Here is a 19,318-nt window from a genome sequence, read left to right as displayed (position 1 = left end):
ACTTCGGTTATCACACTAATACTCTTTTTATTTTAATAGCACATGTACTTTCAAGTTAATGGTGCTAATTGTTCTTAGCAAATAATACGGTCGTTTAATGAGACTAAGTAATTAAAATATGTGAATTTGAAATTTCTAAGCAAAATGATGTGTTCTATCAAAAAAATCCAGGCTTTTTGATAGGAGTCCTGAGAGCGATATATATCAATCAGGTGTCCTTATTGAACATTTTTGATGTGTTTAATAAATGGTACTAAATTCAGAAAATTAAACAAAAAATAAATGAAGCAGTTTTTTAAACCGATATAACCCACTAACTGTTCATTAAAACAGTCGCTTTAAATGTACTTAATTCATCTATTAAATTCTGCAGCAATTTGTTCCGTAACCTCTAACTGCTCTTAAATGTCATCTTATTTTTTAAAAAGATTACTATTAAAACCTTTCTGATTCCCATTTAAATTAAATAAGGACAACAATCAAATGAGAGTTATTCAACCAAAAAACCGTTGCAGAGCAGCTGTTATATAGCACAATTCAAATTGTCGATGATTCATTTCAGTTTAAATTTAATGAATCATTAAGAGTTGAATTAATATTAACTAATAAACATATTGTTGGTAATAAGAAACTGCAATTTCACATTCATGAAGCAAAAAATACTACTGGAACTCCTGAGGTAACAAAACAATCATTCTCATTAGTAGTTGATGATTTCTCTGCTCTTTGGATACCACATCCAAATGAAGATGTTGATCTTGGTGCATTGCTATTTATGCCAATAAGAAATTATGCAAAAGATATTTTGAAAAAATAAATTTATGCTGTTTTTTTAAAAGAAACTCTTAGAGGATTTCTCCAATCAGGTAAAGGATCATTTGAATAGAAATTGAAAGTTGTCAAAAAAATATGTTTCTTTGCCATTTTCATATAAGCACTGCCCATTTCTCATTCTTCACTTCAAAACAAGTTGAAGCAATAATGTAATTTTTATAGACAATTAGTGCGCATATTATTTAATATTTCCTTAATTTTAAATAAGTATACTTCGTACTAAATATTTACTTATGAATAAAAATAATGCCAAACCACCGATGTTAATGATACCCACTTGAGAGTTAATGTTTCTAAAAAAGCAATTTTCAACTCAATCCCAAAGAGAATTTCTATAAGACTTTAACTAAGTGCATTTAGCTGTCGGTTTGCACTAAATAGTTCTAAAAAGTTTATAGTTTTATTTTAATCAAAAAAATCAAAGTGAGTAATTTATGTACGATCAAAAGCTTGTTTGCCACAGTATATCAAATATTCTAGCCCTTCCGGAAAAAGGCTACATTCCTCCAAAGGAGGGCTCTTCTTTCTCCGCCGGAGACACTCATGGAAATGCAATTGCTCTGGTAAGATATCTATACGAGGCAGGTATAATTAACATCAGCCAAGAACAATATATTGAATTAATAAAAATTTACGAGATTGACTCCCTTATAAGGGATCGCAGTGCTTTAAACCAAAAGGTTTTGCAACGTTTTAGGGATATTTTACGTGACGGATTTTCACATGCCCACGTTCCGAACGGCGTCACTTTGCGTTGTTTTGGAGACATGCTTGCAGACAGGGGAAGCAATGATCTTCTGTCCCTGCTTACCTTATTGGAAATGCGTTTGGCTTTTCCTGAGTTACGTGGCGTTATCCTTCTCTCAAATCATGATAAATGCTTATTAAGTAATTACTTAAGAGGTGCATTAGCCCCTGGAAAAAAATTAACTATGGAGTTATCTCCTTGCAATTCTCTTACTCGATTGAAATGGTTAATTGATAATCACATTATTTCCTATGATGAAGTGGAGGATATGATTCAAAAAGCTTATTTACCTGCACTCAAACTTGTAGATTATGTCCGTAAAGAAGATGGCAGTATTGATATTATGAGTCATGCTCCTTTAACTTTAAGTGCCATAGATAAAGCAATGCATGAGTTTCTTCCTGCTAATCACCATAAGGATATCTACGCATCGGCGGATGATGTAGCGTATGTTTTAGATCAATTAAACATTATATTTTCTGAGGGGCTAATGGATAAAAAAAGCCCTATGTATCAGGCCCTCACAACACCTCCTTCTAAAACAAATCCAATATATAACTTTATTTGGCCACGTTTGACTGATATTGGTCCAGAAATTGAGGTTCCATCTTATAATTGCCGGTTTCGACATGGTCATGATGGCTCGCCTGGAGAAATAAAGATTCACGGGGTAACTTATATTGGATATAACAGTATTTTTGGTAAGACCACCCCACAGCAATGGAGACAAGCTGAAAATGCACAATTGACAATGAGTTGTATAGGAGGCTTATCAGAGCAAAAAATGGTTGGGGATGAAATGGATGAAGCTATTGGTGAGGTTTTTAATGCCGAAATGAGTCCTACAACAATAATTTTAGAGACTGATACCAAAGCATCTCTTCCATCCGATGAAATAGGTACTTGCTATTTGTCTAACCCGTTGTCTATCAGTGCTTTTGATAATTCAACTGAAGTGGCTGAACAGGTTCTAATGACATTTAAAACCCTATCCACCCTTTCTCTTAATAACTATATAAAAAATAGAGGAAGTTACACTCAAACAGAGTTGGGAGAGAAGCTTTGGACAGGAGTTGCATCAGCCCGTAATTACGTTCGTGGTTTTTTTAAAGCAAGCTTAGTGGATATACCCCAGGTACCCAAAGCCCTTGAATTGAAACAGCACATTAATGCGTTAACAGTTGATAATTTAAAGGATAACTGGCCAATTATAGCTCAGGAACTTATTGAGGCGGGACAGCTAACTCAAAGTGGAGAGTATGTAATAGTTACCAAAGGAATTGATCAGTATTTTAATACGAATGTATTATCAGATCATACTTTGAAATCTTCCATACAAAATAGTCACTCTTTCTTTTAGCGATGATTGAGGTGACAAAAAGGAATTATACTTAATTTTTATATGATATCGCCACAGGGATGTGGTTCATTGTGATCTTCCCTCGAAATACCGGACCCCAACTTTATGCGGCTAACTCAAATTCATCTGGTGTCTGATATCCCAGAGTTGAGTAACCAGTCGTGTCCCCATGCTCCAGCCAACTATCTTTCTATTGTATAGGTCATAACAGTCGCTAAATAAATCCACCCTTCATTGGCGAAAAACACGGCTGCTTTTTTTAGTATTTCACGTTCCTCTTCAAGCTCGGCAATCCGAGATCTCAGACGCCTCAACTCTAATTCTTTCCCTTTAAATTGGAGTTGATTAGTGAACGCTGCTTCTCGTTTCTTATGAAACGGCTTACGCCAGTTATATAGGTTGTTTTCAGCACCCCCACGCTCCTTTGCAACGGGCCTTACTGACTTATTGCTTTGCTAGCTCTACTGCTTTTATTTTAAATTCTTTTGTGTAGCTGTTGTTGCTCATTATAACTCCTCGTTCTGGGGATTATACCCAGTCAACAAGGTGTACTGTTAATCGAGGGAAGTTCAGAGACTTAGTAATTAAAATATGTGAATTTGAAATTTCTAAGTAAAATGATGTGTCCTATCAAAAAAATCCAGGCTTTTTGATAAGAATCCTGAGAGCGATATATATCAATCAGGTGTAATCTTTTAATAATTTTTTTAAGAGCGTTTTTCACAAATAGCTAATCATAAGATTTACCCAATGGGAAATTGAGCGTCGTAAAACCGTTCGTCGTTGCTTCATTGCAAAGTTTCTCCATCCCGTAGTGTTAAATAATAATGCTCTAAATCGACTATTGAACGCCTCAGCACTGCCATTTGTGCTTGTACAATGTCTTCTGTACTAATCCACTGTTGACCATTTGCACGTTTATTTAATTCAATGCGTGTGTTTAATAAAAATTGGGCGATAGTTGCTTGAATACTGGCGCTTATTTCATCTTCGTGCGGTTTCGATTCCTCAAGAAATTTTTGGATTAATTCCTGATTATTTTGTATGAATTCTCTTTGTGTTTCTTCTGTCATATTTACCTCATTTGTTTCTAATTCAACACCCTTACACATCCTTTTAATAGTCATTTATTTAAGTTTAAACATTAATTCTTCTGGTTTGTCTCCATAAGCTGCCATTATACACAATAATTGGCTGCGTATTTTTATATCTTGCTTTACTTATCTATCAATTTTTCTGTAGCGAGGATTAATAGCAATTGTTTTGGTTTTAGGCCTAGTGTGTACGTAGCCCCTGTTTTCGGTCAACATTAGTTCCCATTTGCGAGATGTAGTTGTCATTATCCCCCTTCAGGTTTAAATTCATTATAGATGGAGTGTCTTGGGATTTGAATCAATTAGATAAAGTTAAATTGTACGCAAAAATATAAATATTAAGTGCGTTATGCACAAATAAAACCCCGTAATCTTGGCTGAAAACAGGAGCTACGTACACACTAGGCCTTTTACAAGAAGATTTACTTTAGGATTGCAAAGATAGCTCGCTGCAATAGGTTCGCGACAGCATGGACAGTTTTTCTTGGGAATATTTTCCAACGTTTCCAGATCAAAGATACTCATACAGCAGAGTAATATAAAAGGAGGAAGGCCTTATAAAATGACTTCTGACATTAGATTAAAGGGGTAAATAGCCTGACACAAAGAGGCTAGATGACTCTATAATTATAAATCTAAATCTTTTCTTAGATAAATTCTGTCATGGCCTAACAAATACTTATCAAGTCGGCCAATTATGGAAAATCCCTGTTTTATATAGAAATCAACTGCTTGAAAAGCATAAGTATCAACAAATATTTTCTTAATATTTTTTATGGCTGCCTGTTCAATTATGGCAATGATTATTTGATAAAAAAACCCATAGCCCATATATCTCAAAGGTTTCAGGCTTTAGGAAAATCCGCACTGGATCTCGCCTCTGGTTACCGGCCAGTTTGGCAAACCCAAGTTAAAAAGTACGATTAAGTCCGTCTGTTTCTGAGTGTATCAATAATAGTCTGGGGATCGCGCGGGCGCATACGGTCAAATCCCTCATGAACTCGATTGCCCCCGGAAATGTTGCTCAATTTATCGGGTGAAATTTTTTTTCCAGATTGATTATTGTTTCGTTTAGACTTTTTCATAACCACTCCTAAAAACAGATAGATCTAGAGTAATTATAGACATTATAATTATAAATTGCCTATTGGAGATTTTTATTTAATCACTTGAAACCCGATTATTTGTAAATCAGTAATATCCGGGACAACTTTGAATAAACTAAAATCATTTATCTAAATAACTATATGACAAACCGCAGTTTAATTAACTGGAAAGAAAGCGTTTAAGTGAATTTGATAACTTTAATTTTCCATAAAAAACCAGAAGCTTCTATTAATTTAACTCATTGAAATTTTGTTTCATGAGTTCTGTTGATCGAGTTAATGTTGCCGCAATCGCAGATTTGGTGTAATGAGCCAACACATAAATAAGCCTCATGAAAAGGATTCTTTTGGGAAACGAAAAATGGCAGGTGTCTTTTATCCATAAATATTTTTTGCCTAATTATTGTTTCAGCGAGCATAGATACTGTCTTTAGGTAGTAACTCCATAGTTTTTTTGATTAGTAAAAATGATTTAAGCGTATATATTGTAATCTTCAATTTTTCTAGTTGCTTAAGATAGGCGAATAATTTTCCTCATAACAGATTTGAGAGTCTTTATAAGCCCTGTAAGCAAACATCCCTAAGCCAGCCAAACCCAATGCAGCACCAGTCACGGCCACTGCTGTACTGATGATTCCACTTAATGCCACTAATGCAACCGCTACAGCAGCGGCACCCAAGGCTGTCGCAAAACCAGCTAATATGTACATGCTCCAATCATGAGCAAATTTGCTATTGTATTCACCAAAAACATCACGAAAAACCCCTATAAAGCGATGCTCCGAATGGTCTATAGCAGTGGATTTCTCTCCAGCACACCAATGACTTCTTGCTACAAGCTCTCTAACATCAGGTTTTTTTCGCTTTACTATTGAGTCTTCACCACACAATTCATTCATACGATCAATAATTTCCATCACCGATGCATCTAAAGCTTTATTTCTCTCTTCGAGATCCTCATGCTTTTTATTGACGATATATATATCAGCGCCCTGAGCGTTACTGGCTGTATACTTAAAGAAACCCGGTCCCACTGTTTTACGTTCAGAGGCAAGCACTACTTCTCGTGTTCTATTTCGTTCTTTAATATCTCGATTAACTCGCCTATTCATTAGATCTTGGTAACATTCAGTAGTTACATTGACGAGAATGGATGGGAGTTTTTTATCTACAAAGTTTTGATAAAAATATTGAGCAAATATTCCCTCAATTATCACTACATCACAAGGAGAGATCTCTTCCCAGGCATGATATTTATTAGTAACAAAAGAAAGGCAGGATTTTCGTATGCTATGGCCTTTACTTAATTCTGTAACATCTCTACTCAAGCGATCTAAATGCAGCATATGGGGAACATCGAAATTAGTTGTCGCCCTAAACGTTTCATTGTCAACATTGTCCGGTCTTTCATGGAAGTAGTCATCCATTTTCAATTCATTGGCATTGACTCCAATCGTCCGAAGTTTTTTTAACAAATGTTCTGCAATACTTGATTTACCACTAGCAGAGGCACCACCTATAAAAATAAACAACATAGCAGATCTTTTTTAATCATTCTGAGTGGCTTGATTATCCTATAAAATTAATCTTATGACTATGAATCTTTTACAAATATAGGTTTAGTGAAACGCATCTTAATAGTCTATTAGTTTGAGCTGGTTAGGTTAACTTAACGTGAGCTCCGAGGGCGAAAAAATAACTCATTGAAAATATTGAATAATCATTTCTGTAAGTCAATTTTGGCTATAGTAACCTGGGTGCATTATAGATATAAACATGGCAGAATGTCGAAAAAAATAATGGTATCATTAACACATGTTATCACTGTTGGAAACTATAAAGGAAGACAATGTTCTTGCTTTAAAAGCTCTTTTAGACAATGAACTCTCCGTCGATCATATTTGGGATAACGGCTATTCTATTTTACCACACGCAGTGTATTCGAATAGCCTTGCTTGTACCTTGTTGTTGTTAGAGTGTGGGGCAAATATTAATTTTACTGGGGATCATGCGGCATATTTTTGCGAACCCGTTTCTTCGTTAGCTTTAGCGATTAGACAAAATAATTTACCCTTTGCTCGATTGTTAATTACCTTTGGCGCCTCTCGTGGCCTGGCAATGACGGCACTTGATGAGAAAGAACAAACAGATTTAGCGGCATTAAGTGGGGATCTTTTTTTATTTATTTAGCGATTAATGCAATGTAGTTGCTGATAATGCTCAAGGGAATAGAGTCAGGAGTGTGACAAGCATTGAAACGAAAAGGTACTCTAAGCATTTTGTTCATGGCATTTAAAATAGTTAGTACCTAATCCAGGTAAAAGCTGATCTGAAAAAAATGGTTCTTCTAGGCCAAGCAGATTTTTATTTGAAAAAAAAGTCTGCACTGATATTAAATTTCTTTTTTAATTCAGATATAAGTCGTTATCTTTCACAAATACAACCTTAATATTATTGCTCTATAATTTTTTAAGGATGAAGATTTGTAATTATTAAAAACACTCTTTAATAATGGGTCACAAATGGACTTAAGTTCTTGGCTAAATGAATTAATATGGAATTAAATTTCACATTAGGGTATTTTTAATTCCGTTGCTTGTCGTACTCCTAATTAGACGCTTACGAAGGTATGGCAGCTTGAGAAGCCGCATTGTAAAAAAGTAGATAGGACATTGAGACTACATAATGCAATGATAAACCATGCCAAAATGTTTGCTAGCAATGCGGTTTTTGGATGAGATTTGAGAAGAGGCTCACTTAGGTAATCGTCAAAACCAAGTATACAAAATCGAATAGCGTAGGCTAGCAGTAATAAGATAGAAAATACAATCGACCAAACTGGCATATGCAATCCGAGGAAAGCCGAGCCAATATAATCATGACCAGGTCTTGGATAGATATCAAGTAAAGTTTGGCGTGCGCTAATAATTAATAATAAAATGATGGAGATCAATGTAAGGCCTTCATAACGCATTGAATAACCATTTCGCAAATTGAGAATAACACCAAAGCAAACGCCAAAATAAGCAACTCGTTGTAACAAACAAAGTGGGCAAGGATATTCGCCATGAACCAATTGCATATACATTGCTGTAGTCAGAATGAATGCCATTGCCGCTAAAATCAATAATGAATAAATGTAATTTAATTGAATTATATTATTTTCAGATGTTAGTCGATGCAGAATGTTTTTAAACACAAATATATCCTCCATTATTTATGTTTGAATCCATGGCATTTTGAAGCCATATTCAGGGGAGTAAATTTCAAATAAGAAAAGCCACACAACTAACAACAGTGTTAGAAGAAAAAAACTCAGAGCAATACGTTCGCATCGAAACCATGCGAAAAGTAAAGAAATAAGTAACAGAGTAAATATAACAAGCATCATCTATCTATGCATCCATCTATACAATTTTATCAATATACAACTCGAACCGAATCCTATGCAATCTATTATTAGTGTACTTCGGGCAGAATTTAAAGGTAAGTTATCTATATCATTTAGAGCAGAGTTATTGAATAAAGAAATCCTTCTATATAAACTCATAATTGAATTAGAAATGTCTGTAAAAAATTTTCAAAGGTTCTAATGAGCGTATTTAAACACTTCATCCCCAAATTAATTATATGGATCACGTTATTAAGTACTTCTTTTGCCACAGATTTAATTGTTAACGACATCACTCTTATAAATCCAATAAAGGTGAAAGAAATAGTTTTCCCTAAATCTGCAAATGAAGTAAGTCAATTAATTAAAAAGCATAATGCTCCGATTTCAATCGGTGGAGGAAGATTTAGTCAAGGAGGTCAAATCGCTACAGACAATACCCTCTTTATTGACATGCGACATATGAATCATATTGTATCTCTTGATAAAGAGAATCATTTAATCACAGTAGAATCAGGAATTACTTGGAGAGAAATTCAAGAATTAATCGATAAATATGATCTATCTCTTAAAATCATGCAGTCATTTTCCAACTTTACTGTAGGAGGTTCACTAAGTGTTAATGCACATGGAAGATATGTTAATGAAGGGGCAATTATTAGATCGGTTGACTCAATTAAAATGGTGCTTGCAGATGGGGAAATCCTAACAGCAAGTAGAAAAGAGCATTCTGATATATTTTTTGGCGCAATTGGAGGATACGGTGGACTTGGCGTTATAGTGGAAGCAACTCTTTCTCTGACTGACAATACTCCTATAGAAAGAATTGCTAAAAGAATGAAGTTATCCAGTTATAAAGACTATTTTCTACAAAATATTCGTTATTCACATAATGCAATATTCCATAATGCGGATTTATATCCCCCTAATTTCGAATATATCAATGCAATAACATGGGTAAAAACTAATAAACCTGTAACAATAAAAGAGAGGCTAGCGCCTCAACAGCGCCCATTACCCTATCAAGAATTCCTATTAAATTGGATATCTGATACAAAGTCAGGTAAATATTTTAGGCAAATCATATATGATAGATATGCCAATTTACGATCCATTGTCGAATGGCGAAATTATGAAGCAAGTTACGATGTGAACAGCATTGAGCCTGCATCACGTAAAACCTCCACTTATGTCCTTCAAGAGTATTTTATACCAACTGATCATTTTGATTCTTTTACAAAAAAAATGGTCACCATTCTTAAAAAGAATCAGGTCAATGTATTAAATATTTCTATTCGACAAGCTCTACCAGATCATGAATCTTATCTTTCATGGGCTAGAACTGAGGTGTTCTCTTTTGTTATCTATTACAAACAAGGGGTTACGAATGCAGATAAATCAGAGGTTAAAAAATGGACTTCTTTATTAATCGATGCCGCATTAGAAGAAGGAGGAACATATTATTTACCTTATCAAATAGTTGCGACCAATGAGCAGTTTTTAAAAGCATATCCTGGAGCAAAAAAATTTTTTAAACTGAAGAGTACTCTTGATCCCCAATATAAATTTAGAAATAAACTTTTCGATCATTATTATACAAAAACATCATAGACTGTTGTGGTCTAATGGATTAGCTCTCCAAAAGCATCAACGTCCGCTAATATTCTGCGTTACTATTGAACCAATTAGCAAAGCGTCTAGAGTGACCAAATATGATTGAACAACCCCTCCACCCATGAAGAAGTAAATAACCCTAAGCTAGATATTGTGCTGCCAGAGCTTTGAGTCGTGCCCTGGCTTTTTCATCCATACGTGGTTTATCTCGGGTGGTTAATCTACAAAACCAACGATAGGCGATATTATAACGGATTTCCTCAATCAGCTTTCTAGTAGATTTTATCGAATATAAATATCCTAGAAGGATCATTCTAAAATATAGTTCTAGTGCGATTGATGGCTGACCATGCATCTAAATCGCAACTTTTAAAAAACGCAAATTAGATCACCAGATGATTGTTTTATAAATAAATTTATCACTTTTTACAACAGGCCAGTACGTTATCTGTCACAACTATTTAATATAATATAATTCAATGTTATATTTTTTCCACACAAGAAAAAATAACGACACATAGTTAAAATTGTGTTACAATAGTATTTATTTTACTCATTTTTTTCATGCCTAATAATCCCAATTACTATAAAGATCAAATAAGTAATACTATACAATACGGTACTACTCCCACTAATTATTTTGATGTAGCACGACTTTTACGTCATCTACCAGCGTGGAAAAAATCTTCTGAAACCTGTATAAGAAAACCCAAAACGCTCATTATTAATCAAACAGACATACCCGAATGGGATTATAATACAAGCATTATCGTCGCTGAGCGTCTTGCAGCACTTATAGAGCAGGGTTTTGACATTTACGGTGTTAAAAATGATAGATCCTTGGAAAAACTCAACCCCAGAAATCTTAAGCCTGCACTCAAGCCTCGCAAAAAACTTAAAATTAGTGATGCAGAGTTGAAAACTCATGCAGAAAAGACGCTGAGCTTGGGGTATGATGAATTATTCGTGCTCAATCAGAAAGAATTAGAAGTACTCATAGAGGGAGATGAAGAAGATTACGCTCCTTATTACGACGAGAATGAATTAAATTTAAACCACTCTAATTTAACTATTGCTTCACTGAATAAACTCCTGAATCTAAGAAAAGATAGTATAACTCTTCTTGATCTTTTAGGCTGTCTTAATTTAAAGAATGGAAGTATTACCCCCCAATTAAAATTACCTTTTTTGGAGGTTCTGCGTTTAGGTAGTTCTATTGCTAAACCTAGTTCTGTTTTTAATGGAGAGAACGTAAATAGAGGAGTTACACTTAATTCAGAGTCCATCAAGTGTTTGATAGAATCAACAGACCAATTACGTGAATTAAGTTTATGTGACGACTTTGATCCTCTTATTCTTAATTCAATTCAAACTCCTGAACGATTAGAAATATTAGAGTTATTCTATCAACCACAACTTGATCAACATTCTCTAAAAAAACTTCTGCAACGCGCCCTCAAATTGAAATACCTGGATTTAAGTGGATGTACACTTACCCCAACCTTCTTCCAAAATTTAAGGTTAGACTCATTAGAGGTTTTAAAATTAACTCTTCCAACTGACGTCGATATAGATGCGTTTGTTAATTTTTTGAAGGCGGCATCGCATCTTAAAACACTAGGATTATTTATTGATGAAAAATGTACTGACCTAAATTTCTTGAAAAACTTAGAGTTCGGATTACTGGAAGAATTTGCCGTCTCTGGTAAAATATCACAAGATTCTTTATTCGTTTTTTTAAAAAAGCATGCCCCTAGACTGAAATATCTTTATTTAGGTGGCTATCAAGAGTTCCCTGAAGTGCTTTCTAAAGATTTAGATTTTAGGGCACTAGAACAAATTGACTTATCCGCGTCCAATATTAATACCGAGATTCTTACACGTTTTGTTAAAGGAGCGTTTCGTTTAAAAAAACTATCTTTGAACGATTGTGAGCATCTTTCCACTCCCTTGCCAGATGGTATCAATCTAAGCTCTTTAACCGATCTTGATCTAAGCTTCTCAACAATTGATGGAGCATTTCTAACAAAGCTTTTAAAGCAAGCTCCTCGAATAACCAAACTTAACGTATGTGACTGCAACAATCTTCTGCCAACCCTAACGGAAGATCTCAACACAAGCTCATTAGAAGAACTTAATATATCCCATATAGAAGCAGCAAACTCTGATTTTTTAGTAAAATTTCTAAAGAATGCTTCTCAATTGAAGAGACTTAACTTAGGTTTCTGCGAAGAGTTGGATGCTCTACCCTTAGAACTATTATGCCTCAACTCACTTGAAGAGCTTATTGTATCTGGCACTCCGATTAGCACCCAAGCTTTAATTTCCATTTTAGAAAAAACACCCCATTTGAAGAAATTGGATATTAGTGGCTGCCCTAATATTGATCTAAAGGAACTAAAACCCTATTTACCGCCCTCTTTGATACTGTGTTCACCTTTATCTTTTTCCTATAACAATCTCTTGCAAGACAGCCTTCGCATGGACGCAGACACCTCTTTTGTCCCACAAACATATCATGTTAAAAAGCTATTTTATGCAGCAAATTCAGAGGTTGATCCGGAAACTTCTCTGTACAGACAACAGGTGTTTCAAAAATTAACGGTCAACTCTAAAGATTGCTCTGTTGCTAATGCCTTTGAATTGAATGTTGATCCACAGAGTAAGCAATTACGCAACCTGTCCTTAGATAAAAGTGCTGAAGATACTTGGAATCTTATGCCTTCGCAGATGGATGCTAAGGCTCATACCTACTACTCCAAGCAGACTATTGCAGCGCACGAGCACTGGCAACCTTTAGCCTCCTTGTCCGCCCAGGAAGAAATGCTGCACTATCATTTAAGTGATGATAAAGCCTCCATCGCTATAGCCTATTCTCAAAGAGATAATTTGTATTATGTCAAAAACACCTCCGGAAAACAGCTTTCTATGGATTTTCTGGTCCGTGTTCCAAATGATCTGTCTATATCCGATTTACCCATAGATGTGAACAATAAAATACAAGAATGCCTTAACTTTGGGGCTAAAGCATTAAAGCGCATACCGCAGCCGGCTACAGGAAATGATTACCTTAATGCTTTATCGGAACAGAAATTAGGGGCTTGCCGACATAGAGCTATAGCTTTTAAAGCCTGGATGGAGACATATCATCCTGAAATTCCAGTACGAATTATTCTAAATACATCGCATGCCTTTGCTGAAGTCCAATGGAAAGGAGTCTGGATTACTTGCAACTTAGGAGGCTATCCAAGTCGACTAAACATTGATACGTCCAACGCTCCATCAGCCTCTAAAGAATTAAAAGGTTCTGCTGCTAAAGTTGAATTGACGTCTTCTGGTGAGACTAAGGTTGTTAACCCTCCTAAATGTATTTATTTTCCTCCGAGAACTCAAAAGGCGTTACCTAAATCGGGCAAGCAGTACATTCAAAACTTATGTACATCAGAATCTAAAAAACTATTAATTGAGTTAAACGATGAAGAAGCCTTAAATGCTTTACGATATGGTATTCAATCCTTTAGTCATATTACTTCCAGACCTTGCTTTTATGTCAATTCACCTGAAGATTTAATCTGCTCCTCGGCATACATTCAAAAGATAGGGGATAAGGGCTATCCTCATCCAGGACCAGGAGGCCGCCTCCATGATTTTTTAATGAAGCATGGGAGTCAAGCGCCTATTATTCTCGTCAATTATGCTCATTTTACTCCTAGAGATATAGTGAGATTCAATGCCTTAATTGATAAGGAACGCTCTGCCGATGGCACTTCTCTTCCCGAAAAGGCCAAAATTATAGGGCTTACTAATCCAGATGGTCCTAATGCTTATCAAGGCTCTGATTTTTATTCTCGTTTTAATCTGGTAGAGGAGTGTCCTCTTCAACCTGCTGATTTTGTTCAAGCCCCGCCTCCTCCTGCAATGGCTACCCACTCGGAAGGAGCAGCTGAAGTAGTGGAGTTTTTTGGAGGTGCTTTATGGGAGGAACAGGTCTTTGGGGCTTGGCGCTTAGAAGGTAATGCCTTGCATTTTGTAGAGGGCTCCTTGGTTAAGGCTTTAAAATCTAATAAGCCTATAGAGTTGCGCAATGCTCCCTGGGACAATGAAGATTTTCTGCGCTTTTGGCAGGAAATGATTTTGTATCAAGAAATTAGGGGGCCTTACGGTGATATCCTTTTGCCGAAAGAAATTCAATATACTCAAAGTCAAGGCTATTCCTGGGCTCAATTAAAAAACAACCTAAATTTAGTAAGTGCCGAGCATGTACCCGAAGATACTCTGGTTTTAAATCCTACTTTATTACCGGAATGGTTTTCTCGTTATGCCTGCAATAACCAGGATAAAACCTTAACCACTATCCCGGGTTTTTTAGAACAACATCAAGGGGCTACTATTAATGCCTACTTAACGGCACCGCTTACCGAACATGCCTGGGCTCGTTTACTGTCCTTTTGTCAACAATATAACAAACACTTGAATTTACGTTGTGCTCCAGGGGTTTCTCTACCCAATAGTCTGCATACACAGCCTTCTAACACTATTCTCACGTCAACTCCTATGAAAGTTGATTCATTGCCCTCTAAGGATTTTGCCGTATATAGCTCGGACATCGATTGGACGCTCACCCAACTAAACGCTGATGTGGTATTAGATATTTCTGAGGCTCAGTCTTCTAGTCTACTCAACAATATTCAAGCCGAGGTCAATATGAAGACCTTAGAATTGAAATTTGAAGAACAGATTGGTGCATTGATTCCGGCTTTAAACCAAGGAAAAACTGTGGTTTTGAAAGGAGAGTTTTCTGCAGAATTACAGGATAGGCTAATGCCTTTTATGTTACAGCGAAGACAACAGGCTTCCGGTCAACTCATTCTTTTAAGCACAAAAACTCAAAGTTCTGGTCTTATTCCCCAATTGAAGCATGAAGTAAAAGACTTAGAAAAAGAAGCTTGGTTAGAAAAAAAATATCCCGGCTGTTTTAGTGAAGAGGAATTGAAGAGCTATTCCTTTGTTCATTTGCAAGCCATAGGACAGTATCGTTTATTGCATCCTAAAGCTCCCTATGAACTGGCTTGGTTGGGAATGAAGACCTTGACCTCCAGTCAAAAAGGGGTGGCTTATAAGGATAGACTCCAGGCAGTAGAGTTAGCTTTGCAACATAATCCATTCGTGTTCATCGCGGGAAAAACCGGCGTAGGCAAAACCTCGTTTATACGTTCCTTTTGGAAAAGCAAGCATCAGGCCTTGCACGAGGGTGAACAAGCTCTTAAAGACTGGGTCTTTGATACACGCCCTGGATTAAAAGTACTCTTCATAGATGAAGCGAATATGGCTTATACGCAGTGGAGCATGTTTGAGGGGTTATTACATAACCCTCCTACTTTGTTGATTGATAATAAACTAATAAGATTAACCTCAGAGCATAAGGTCATTTTTGCTGGTAATCCTCAAGCTTATGGCGGAGATCGCCAACTGCCTAGTTTTTTAGAGCGCCATGGTAATAGTCTTTTATTTGAGCCATTGCCCCAAGAGGTGATGTATCAAGAACTGTTAGCTCCTCTATTTCCCCATAAAGACAATGTTCAACCTTTATTGGATGTGATGTCTTTTCTTGAACATTGCTCTACTCAAGAAGTACTTATTAGTCCTAGAGAGCTGCGCACCATGGCCCTATGGACTCATGCTTACTGCAAAGCTCACCCAGAAGCTTCGGTCCAAGAAGTGGCCCATTATTATGCCTATAACTTCGCTTTGCCTCTGGTACCCAATGAACATCTGGATGCTTTTCAAAAGATCTATCCTCAAGCTCCTTTTATAAAACATGCTCATGTTAAACCGCAGCATTTGCAGCTCAATACTACCAATCAACCTGCTTGGCATGCATTAAGCGATTTAATCCAACTTAGAAGATTGAGACAAACTGCTCCCAAAACCTACTTTGGGGGTATTAATGGTCTAATGCTAGAAGGAGAGCCTGGGTTAGGTAAATCCGAGTTAGTCATTCAAACCCTGCTGGCTCAGGGTTTAACGAAAGGTAATCCTAAACAAAATAATGCCGGAAAATCAGTATTTTATACAATACCTGTCAGTATGCCTTTGACAGAGAAGGAAGCCCTCCTACGCAAGGCCTTTGATGAAGGAGCCGTCGTTGTCATCGATGAGATTAATACAGGCCCCAGCATGGAACGTCTCTTAAATACGCTGCTACAAGAAAAAACTCCTGAAGGAAACGATGCCAACTGTCCTGGATTTACTCTTATCGCAACTCAAAACCCTTCTAATCGCGCTGGACGAACTAAGCAAAGTAATGCTCTAAAACGACGCCTACATTATGTCAACATACCCCCTTATACTCCGGAGCATATGCTAGAGATCCTTTTAAACAAAGGCTTAATATTGGAAACTGCCCAAGCGATGCTGGAAGAATATCTTACACTACAAAAAACAGATCCAACGAAATGGTGCTTTAGGGACCTTATCACTCGAGCAGAGGAAGAACTTGAAGCCTTAGCTAAGGGACGTAAGAGCTCTTCATTATCCCTAGCCCCCTTTATTGCTCAAAAAATAGAGAAATTAAAAGAGATGGCTATTGATAAAAAAGATACTTTGCTGGCTGACTTTATTAAAGCAAAAGAGGATGAAGCCCCAACCCTAGAGACAGAGGAACAACGGTGGAAGTTTAATAAAACTATAGAAGATACTTATGCAATTGCGTATTCACCTCAAGTCAAAGCCATAGAACGATTAATAGAAGAATACCAAAGCAAAACAAATTGGTGGGGCTTTTTTTCCTTAGAATCAGCCCCCTCTAAAGCTGCTCGTATTCAAGCGGCCTTTCTTAAGGTACCTCTTGAAGAGAGACATATTGTACTAAGTCAGAAATCGCCTGAAGCTAGGGAGTTTTGTAAGGTTTTGGCGGAACATAGAAATATATTTAGTCGTTTATATTATGGAGATGCCGTGGATCTTAAAACTCAAAGAATTAGAAAAGAATATGCGGCTGAAGCCTTTAAGTGCTTGGCTCAGACTATGGAAGATTTAGAACATGAACAAAACCATCCACCGCACAGCTTGTTAAATTAATTTGGAAAAACGCTATTTGGCACTAATCAGTCCCTGATTCGGGCTGAAATAATGGGGAGTGGCTACTCGACTTATTTAAAAAATATAACCACTAAAGCGTTAAAACCATCATATATTGATCATAAAAATGATTATCAATTTTAATAGATGAGGTAGGGATAACAAAACGCAGAACAGGTACTTTATTTTGGTAAAGCAAAAAGCCGAATTGGTAAAACAAAAAAAGCGGCTAAAAAGCCGCTTTCGGAATAAAACCCTGGCGATGTCCTACTTTCGCATGAGGAGACCTCACACTATCATCGGCGCTGATTCGTTTCACTACTGAGTTCGAGAAGGGATCAGGTGGTTCCAAATCGCTATTGTCGCCAGGAAAACTGTTTAACCCCCAGAGGAAGGTGCTAATGACTCATTAACAACCGCCCGACAGGGTCTGGTAAATCTTGAGGTAACACATCATTCGTATCATTCTCTAAGCGCCTATTGTAAAGCGACTCAGATTATATGGTCAAGACAATCAGCCAATTAGTACAAGTTAGCTTCACACATTACTGCGCTTCCACACCTTGCCTATCAACGTCGTAGTCTTCAACGGGCTTCATGGGAAAACTCATCTTGAGGGGGGCTTCCCGCTTAGATGCTTTCAGCGGTTATCCCGTCCGAACTTAGCTACCCGGCGATGCCACTGGCGTGACAACCGGTACACCAGAGGTTCGTCCACTCCGGTCCTCTCGTACTAGGAGCAGCTCCTCTCAATTTTCCTACGCCCACGGCAGATAGGGACCGAACTGTCTCACGACGTTCTAAACCCAGCTCGCGTACCACTTTAAATGGCGAACAGCCATACCCTTGGGACCTGCTTCAGCCCCAGGATGTGATGAGCCGACATCGAGGTGCCAAACACCGCCGTCGATATGAACTCTTGGGCGGTATCAGCCTGTTATCCCCGGAGTACCTTTTATCCGTTGAGCGATGGCCCTTCCATACAGAACCACCGGATCACTAAGACCTACTTTCGTACCTGCTCGAGCCGTCACTCTCGCAGTCAAGCACCCTTATGCCTTTACACTCTTGGTACGATGTCCGACCGTACCGAGGGTACCTTTGTGCTCCTCCGTTACTCTTTGGGAGGAGACCGCCCCAGTCAAACTACCCATCATACACTGTCCTCATCCCGGATTACGGGACCAAGTTAGAACCTCAATAACAACAGGGTGGTATTTCAAGGTTGGCTCCATGAGAACTAGCGTCCTCACTTCAAAGCCTCCCACCTATCCTACACAGTGATTATCAAAGTCCAGTGCAAAACTATAGTAAAGGTTCACGGGGTCTTTCCGTCTAGCCGCGGGTACACTGCATCTTCACAGCGATTTCAATTTCACTGAGTCTCGGGTGGAGACAGTGTGGCCATCGTTACGCCATTCGTGCAGGTCGGAACTTACCCGACAAGGAATTTCGCTACCTTAGGACCGTTATAGTTACGGCCGCCGTTTACCGGGGCTTCGATCAAGAGCTTCTCCGAAGATGACCCCATCAATTAACCTTCCGGCACCGGGCAGGCGTCACACCCTATACGTCTTCTTACGAATTTGCAGAGTGCTGTGTTTTTAATAAACAGTCGCAGCCACCTGGTCTCTGCGGCCCTCACCAGCTTTGTTTAGCAAGTAAACTAACCAGCAAGGGCGTACCTTCTCCCGAAGTTACGGTACCATTTTGCCTAGTTCCTTCACCCGAGTTCTCTCAAGCGCCTTAGTATTCTCTACCTGTCCACCTGTGTCGGTTTGCGGTACGGTTCTCTATAAGTTATGGCTAGCAGCTTTTCCTGGAAGCCGGGCATTAATGACTTCTCTGTACACCGAAGTGTCAGAACCACTTCGCACCTCAGAGTTAATAGTAAACCGGATTTGCCAAGTCTACCCCCCTACATGCAAGTACCAGGACAACCAACGCCTGGCTCATCTAGCCTTCTTCGTCCCCACATCACCACTTATAAAAAGTTCAGGAATATTAACCTGATTCCCATCGACTACGCTCTTCAGCCTCGCCTTAGGGGCCGACTCACCCTGCTCCGATTAACGTCGTGCAGGAAACCTG

9 protein-coding genes, 2 rRNA genes and 2 pseudogenes (1 of these 13 cut by a window edge) are annotated in these 19,318 nt (G+C 37.7%); 4 read left to right on the top strand and 9 right to left on the bottom strand.

The annotated features are described in order from the left end of the window. The first annotated feature begins 1,268 nt into the window (after nucleotides 1–1,268). Nucleotides 1,269–2,942, top strand: a complete 1,674-nt coding sequence (locus LFA_RS02140) for a hypothetical protein (RefSeq protein ID WP_045094723.1) — start codon at nucleotides 1,269–1,271, stop codon at nucleotides 2,940–2,942. 182 nt (nucleotides 2,943–3,124) lie between these two features. On the opposite strand, the pseudogene LFA_RS20585 reads toward LFA_RS02140, so the two are convergent. The 5 genes and pseudogenes from LFA_RS20585 to LFA_RS02125 all read right to left on the bottom strand — a co-directional run. Next, nucleotides 3,125–3,376 (bottom strand): annotated as a pseudogene (locus LFA_RS20585) (transposase); the annotation flags it as partial. Nucleotides 3,377–3,730: 354 nt separating this feature from the next. Further along, complete coding sequence (locus LFA_RS02135; RefSeq protein ID WP_045094722.1) at nucleotides 3,731–4,015, bottom strand: hypothetical protein; 285 nt, start codon at nucleotides 4,013–4,015, stop codon at nucleotides 3,731–3,733. A gap of 648 nt (nucleotides 4,016–4,663) precedes the next feature. After that, a complete protein-coding gene (locus LFA_RS02130; protein WP_052673820.1) occupies nucleotides 4,664–4,867 on the bottom strand; it encodes a GNAT family N-acetyltransferase in 204 nt (67 codons plus the stop codon). Nucleotides 4,868–4,959: 92 nt separating this feature from the next. Further along, nucleotides 4,960–5,121, bottom strand: a complete 162-nt coding sequence (locus LFA_RS19700; protein ID WP_157010249.1) for a hypothetical protein — start codon at nucleotides 5,119–5,121, stop codon at nucleotides 4,960–4,962. Nucleotides 5,122–5,645: 524 nt separating this feature from the next. Beyond that, nucleotides 5,646–6,677, bottom strand: a complete 1,032-nt coding sequence (locus tag LFA_RS02125; RefSeq protein ID WP_052673819.1) for a uridine kinase family protein — start codon at nucleotides 6,675–6,677, stop codon at nucleotides 5,646–5,648. 280 nt (nucleotides 6,678–6,957) lie between these two features. Here LFA_RS02125 and LFA_RS02120 point away from each other — a divergent pair, with 280 nt between their 5' ends. Continuing rightward, nucleotides 6,958–7,332 (top strand): ankyrin repeat domain-containing protein, encoded by a 375-nt coding sequence (locus tag LFA_RS02120; RefSeq protein ID WP_045094721.1) that lies wholly within the window; start codon nucleotides 6,958–6,960, stop codon nucleotides 7,330–7,332. A gap of 421 nt (nucleotides 7,333–7,753) precedes the next feature. On the opposite strand, the gene LFA_RS02115 is transcribed toward LFA_RS02120, so the two are convergent. Continuing rightward, nucleotides 7,754–8,341 carry a disulfide bond formation protein B gene (locus tag LFA_RS02115; RefSeq protein ID WP_052674046.1) on the bottom strand — a complete coding sequence of 196 codons (588 nt, stop codon included), beginning with the start codon at nucleotides 8,339–8,341 and terminating at the stop codon, nucleotides 7,754–7,756. 393 nt (nucleotides 8,342–8,734) lie between these two features. Here LFA_RS02115 and LFA_RS02110 point away from each other — a divergent pair, with 393 nt between their 5' ends. Further along, nucleotides 8,735–10,144, top strand: a complete 1,410-nt coding sequence (locus LFA_RS02110) for an FAD-binding oxidoreductase (protein ID WP_045094719.1) — start codon at nucleotides 8,735–8,737, stop codon at nucleotides 10,142–10,144. Nucleotides 10,145–10,286: 142 nt separating this feature from the next. Here LFA_RS02110 and LFA_RS20435 read toward each other — a convergent pair. Next, nucleotides 10,287–10,499: pseudogene (locus LFA_RS20435) on the bottom strand (transposase); the annotation flags it as partial. A gap of 212 nt (nucleotides 10,500–10,711) precedes the next feature. On the opposite strand from LFA_RS20435, the gene LFA_RS02100 reads away from it, so the two are divergent. Then, nucleotides 10,712–17,227, top strand: a complete 6,516-nt coding sequence (locus tag LFA_RS02100; protein ID WP_045094717.1) for an AAA family ATPase — start codon at nucleotides 10,712–10,714, stop codon at nucleotides 17,225–17,227. 254 nt (nucleotides 17,228–17,481) lie between these two features. Here the strand turns inward: LFA_RS02100 and rrf are convergent. After that, a 5S ribosomal RNA gene (gene rrf, locus LFA_RS02095) occupies nucleotides 17,482–17,597 on the bottom strand. 131 nt (nucleotides 17,598–17,728) lie between these two features. Further along, a 23S ribosomal RNA gene (locus tag LFA_RS02090) occupies nucleotides 17,729–19,318 on the bottom strand; it runs 1,307 nt beyond the window's last position.

The sequence above is a fragment of the Legionella fallonii LLAP-10 genome (assembly GCF_000953135.1).
In the GTDB taxonomy this organism is placed as follows: Bacteria; Pseudomonadota; Gammaproteobacteria; order Legionellales; family Legionellaceae; genus Legionella; species Legionella fallonii.
This window is presented reverse-complemented; position numbering and strand designations above follow the sequence as displayed.